This window comes from Blastomonas sp. UPD001, from assembly GCF_003426715.1.
Lineage (GTDB): Bacteria > Pseudomonadota > Alphaproteobacteria > Sphingomonadales > Sphingomonadaceae > Blastomonas.
Map to the genome: position 1 here is coordinate 1 of NZ_QKVT01000209.1, position 4,823 is coordinate 4,823.

General features: G+C 69.4%; 3 protein-coding genes. All 3 read right to left on the bottom strand.

Annotated features, from left to right (window positions below; all coding sequences use genetic code 11):
- Window positions 1–604 (bottom strand): TolC family protein (locus DM995_RS21005; RefSeq protein ID WP_198669568.1); only part of this gene is annotated, 604 nt, incomplete at its 3' end.
- Entirely contained in the window at window positions 601–3,711 is a 3,111-nt protein-coding gene (locus tag DM995_RS21010; RefSeq protein WP_116970959.1) for an efflux RND transporter permease subunit, read from the bottom strand. The genes DM995_RS21010 and DM995_RS21005, both read right to left, overlap by 4 nt.
- A 5-nt stretch (window positions 3,712–3,716) precedes the next feature.
- The coding region (locus DM995_RS21015; protein WP_157973456.1) for an efflux RND transporter periplasmic adaptor subunit at window positions 3,717–4,823 on the bottom strand (1,107 nt) is incomplete at its 5' end.

Here is a 4,823-nt window from a genome sequence, read left to right on the forward strand (position 1 = left end):
CCGCGATCCGCGCCCTGGCCAGCTCTGCGCGGCCCGCCGATTGTTGCACCTGCAACCGCGCCGAACCCAGCGCCGCCTCGGCCTGATCGACCTCCATCGGTGCGGCATCGCGCAGCTCGGCGCGGCGGCGGATGCTGGCGAGCGAACGTTCCAGATTCTGCACCGCCTGCGCGTCGATCTGCTGCTCGGCCGCCGCGCCCAGCCAGTCCCACCAATATTGAGCGAGCAGCAGCGCCGCCTGGTGGCGCGCATCCTCCATCCGGTTTTCCGCTGCCTCGACGCCCGAGGCTCCTGCCTGCCGGTCGAGCCGCGCCTTGCCCGGCAGCCGGATCGGGCGGCTGAGCGAGGCATCGAACTCGGCATAGCGGCCTTCGCGGTCGACGCTGCGCTGGATCGCGCTCGTGGTGAGCTGGAATTCGTGCGGGCCCGCGCGCAGCGCCTCGCCATCGGCGCGTGCCGCCGCGACCCGCGCCATGGCGGCAAGCACCGAGGGATGCTGGTCGAGCGCCTCGCGAACATGCGCCTCGGGGGGAAGCCCGGGCTGGGCGAGCGCAGGCACGGTGCTGGCTACCAGCGCGGCGATCAGGGCGAACCGGCACTTCATGCGGCTTCTCCCGTGGCAGCGCCGAGCACGCCGGCATCGCGTTCGGCGCGGCTCTCGCCGAAGCGCTGGTAGAGGATCGGCAGCAGGATCAGCGTCAGCATCGTCGCACTGACGAGCCCGCCGATGACGACGATGGCGAGCGGCCGCTGGATCTCCGATCCCGGCCCGGTCGCGAACAGCAGCGGCACCAGCCCGAACGCGGCGATGGTCGCGGTCATCATCACCGGGCGCAGCCGCCGCGCCGCACCCTGGCGCACCGCCTGTTCGAGGCTCAGGCCATCCTCGCGCAGCTGGCGGAAGCAGGTGACCATGACGAGCCCGTTGAGCACCGCGATGCCGAGCAGAGCGATGAAGCCGACCGAGGCGGGGACCGAGAGATATTCGCCCGAGAGCGCGAGCGAGATGATCCCGCCGACCATCGCGAAGGGGATGTTGACGAGGATCAGCAGCGAGGCGCGCACCGATCCCAGCGTCGCGAAGAGCACCAGGAAGATCAGCACGAGCGAGATGGGCAGCACCACCATCAGCCGCGCCGAGGCGCGTTGCTGGTTCTCGAACTGCCCGCCCCAGACCAGCCGATAGCCCTGGGGAAGCTTCACATTGGCCTCTATGTCGCGCTTCGCATCGTCGACATAGCCGACCAGATCGCGCCCGCCGACAAAGGCCTGCACCATCGCATAGCGCGAGCCGTTCTCGTGCTCGAGCTTGACCGGTCCGGCGACCTGGCGGACCTGCGCGACATCGCTCGCGCGCACCAGCTGGCCCGAAGGCGCGCGATAGAGCTGATCGGCGAACTGCGCCGGGTCCATGCCCTGCCCGCCCGTGCCCTTGATCATCACCGGCACGCGGCGCCCCGCCTCGGTCACCGTGCCCGCGCGCACGCCCTCGACATTGGCGCGCATCATGTCCTGCAGCAGGTCGACCGGCATCCCGGCGCGTCCGGCGGCGACGCGGTCCATATCGAGCTGCAGATAGTCGACGGTATCGTTGGCGACCGTCATCGCCTCGGTCGTGCCCTCGATCGTCTCCAGCCGGGCCTGAATCTCGCCTGCGAGCCGCGAGAGCTCCTTGAGGTCCGGGCCGAACAGCTTGATCACCAGATCACCGCGCGCGCCGGTCAGCATCTCGGAAATGCGCATCTCGATCGGCTGGGTGAAGGTCGGCTCGATGCCCGGAAAATCGTGCATCACCGCGCGGATCTGATCGGTGAGCCAGACCTTGTCGGCCCGGCGCCACGCGTCGCGCGGCTTCAGCTGCAGGAAGCTGTCGGTCTCGTTGGGGCTCATCGGGTCGAGCCCCAGCTCGTCGCTACCGACGCGCGCGATCACCGCCTCGATCTCGGGCACATCGGCGAGCAGCGCCTTCTGCACCTTCATGTCGCCTGCGGTGCTGTGATCGAGGCCGATGCTGGGCAGCTTGCTCAGCTGCACGATGATGGAGCCTTCGTCCATGGTCGGCAGGAAGGTCTTGCCGGTGACCGCATAGGCCACGCCCGCGAGCACCAGGGCCGCGCCCGCGCCTGCGAACACGCGGCGCGGATGCGCGAAGCTCGCATCGAGCAGCCGAGCATAACGCGGCGTCATCCAGCGCATCAGCGCGGGCTCATGATGCCCCTCGGCGCGCTTGAGGCCATAGAAGGCGAGCACCGGGACCAGCGTCAGCGACAGGATCAGCGCGGAGAGAAGCGCGAGCACGATGGTCATCGCCACCGGCGCGAACAGCTTGCCCTCCAGCCCTTCGAGCGTGAGCAGCGGCAGGAAGACGAGCGCGATGATCGCCATGCCCGAGGCGACCGGGGTCGCGACCTCGGCGGTGGCGACGAACACCGCGTTGAGCTTGCTCGCCCCGCGATGCTTCGGGTCCGACAGCCGCTCGACGACATTCTCGACCACCACCACCGCGCCGTCGACCAGCATGCCCACCGCGATGGCGAGCCCGCCCAGGCTCATCAGGTTCGCGGTCAGCCCGATCGCTCGCATCCAGATGAAGGTCATCAGCGCTGCCATCGGCAAAGCGAGCGCGACGATCACCGAAGCGCGCACGTCGCCCAGGAACAGCAGCAGCAGGATGACGACCAGCACCGTCGCCTCGAGCAGCGCCTTTTCGACCGTGCCGACCGCGCGGCCGATCAGGTCCGACCGGTCGTAGAACGGCTTCACCGTGACGCCGGGCGGCAATGTTGGCTGCAATTCGGCGAGCCGCTGCTTGATCCCCGCGACGATCTTGCTCGCATCCGCGCCGCGCAGCCCGATGACCAGCCCCTGCACCGCTTCGCCGGTACCGTTCTTCGTCACCGCGCCATAGCGGGTCAGGCTGCCCATGCGCACCGTCGCGACATCGCCGACACGCAGCACCGTCCCTCCCGCGCTGCGCACCACGACCGACGCGAGATCGTCGAGCGAGGCGATCGCCCCGACCGAGCGCACGATCAGCGATTCCTCCGCGACGCTCAGCCGTCCCGCGCCATCATTGCGGTTGCTCGCCTCGATCGCGGCCTTGAGGTCCTCGATGGTCAGCCCCGCAGCCGCCAGCGCCGCGCCATCGGGCTGAACCTCATAGGTCTCGACCATGCCGCCGAGCGCGTTGACATCGGCAACGCCGGGCACGGTGCGCAGCGCGGGCCGCACCGTCCAGTCGAGCAGCCGCCGCTTCTCGGTCAGCGACAGCGGCCCTTCGATGGTGAACATGAACATGTCCGACAGCGGCGTCGAGATCGGCGCCATGCCGCCCTCGACCGTGGCGGGAAGGTCTGCGGTGGCATTGGCCAGCCGCTCGGCGACCTGGCTGCGCGCCCAGTAGATGTCGGTACCATCGGCAAAATCGATGGTGATATCGGCAATCGCATATTTGGCGACCGAGCGCAGCACGGTCTGTTTGGGGATGCCCAGCATCTCCATCTCGATCGGGGTGATCACGCGGCTCTCGACCTCCTCCGGGGTCATGCCGGGGGCCTTGAGGATGATCTTGACCTGGGTCGAACTGATGTCCGGAAAGGCATCGATCGGCAGGTTGACGAATGACCAGCCCCCCAGGGCAGCGATCACGAGCGCCAGCCCTGCGACGACGAGGCGGAAATTCAGCGAGGCTTCGACGAGCTTGCGCAGCATGGCGCTCAATCCCCCGCCAGCAGCATCTTGAGTTCGCTGAGGCCCGACACGGCCACCTTGTCCCCCGGCCTGAGCCCGCCCGACAGCACCGAGCGGTCACCCGACTGGCCCGCCACGATGACTGCGCGCGGCACGAAGCCCTTCGCCGTCTGCAACAGCACATGCGGCTTGCCATCGATCTGGGTGATGGCGGCGGAGGGCACGCTGATGCCGGGCTGGGTGCCGTCCTGGTGGATCACCACCATCACCGACTTGCCAACGACGAGCGGAGGCCTGCCGTCGACCCGCGCCTTGGCGATGATCGAGCGCGTCGCCGGATCGAGCGAGCTGCCGACCGACAGGATCGATCCGACCATCCCCGGCATCGTGCCGCTCGCCGGCACGGCAATGCGCATGCCGGGGCGCACCTGCCCCGCCAGCCGCTCGGGCAATTGCAGGTCGAGCGTGAAGGCGCTGCTGTTCTCGATCACGAAGGGCGCGGATGTCGCCATGACCGGCCCGCCGACCTGCGCGGTCATTGCGGCGACGCGTCCGCCAATCGGCGCGCGCAACGTGACCTCACCCGAGGCGCTCGCCCCTGCCTGGCGCAGGATGCGCGCATTTTCCGCGACATCGGTGCGCGCGACGCGGATTGCAGCGTCCATCTCGTCGGCGCGCGCGCCCGCGACGATGCCTTCCTGCACCAGCTGCCGGGTGCGCGCGGCGCTGGCTTCAGCGAGGCCCAGCCGCGCCTGGGCGCGGGCCAGCTCGGCACCATATTGCAGCGGCTCGCGGCTCTTGACGATCGCCAGCGGCTGGCCCGGCGCGACCTCCTGACCGGCAATCACATAGAGCCGCACGATCGCGCCATCGAACGGTGCGGTGACCGCCACCTGCGCTTCCGGCGGCAGGGTTATGGCTGCGGGGACGGTGCCCAGGGGCACGTCCGCCGCAGCCTCTGCCGTTGCGGTGCGGATGCCCAGCCGCTGCAATTGCTGCGGACTGAGCGCGCCCGGTGCGACCCGCGCATCGGCATTGGGGTTGGAGTCGGATGCCGGATCGGTACCGCTGCCCAGATACTGCCAGCCCAGAGCTGCCGCCACGACCGCCAGCGCCGCAGCGCCGCCCCAGAT

Coding starts and splice junctions, on each gene's coding strand:
- DM995_RS21010 (WP_116970959.1), bottom strand. CDS start 3,711: ATGCTGCGCAAGCTCGTCGAAGCCTCGCTGAATTTCCGCCTCGTCGTC.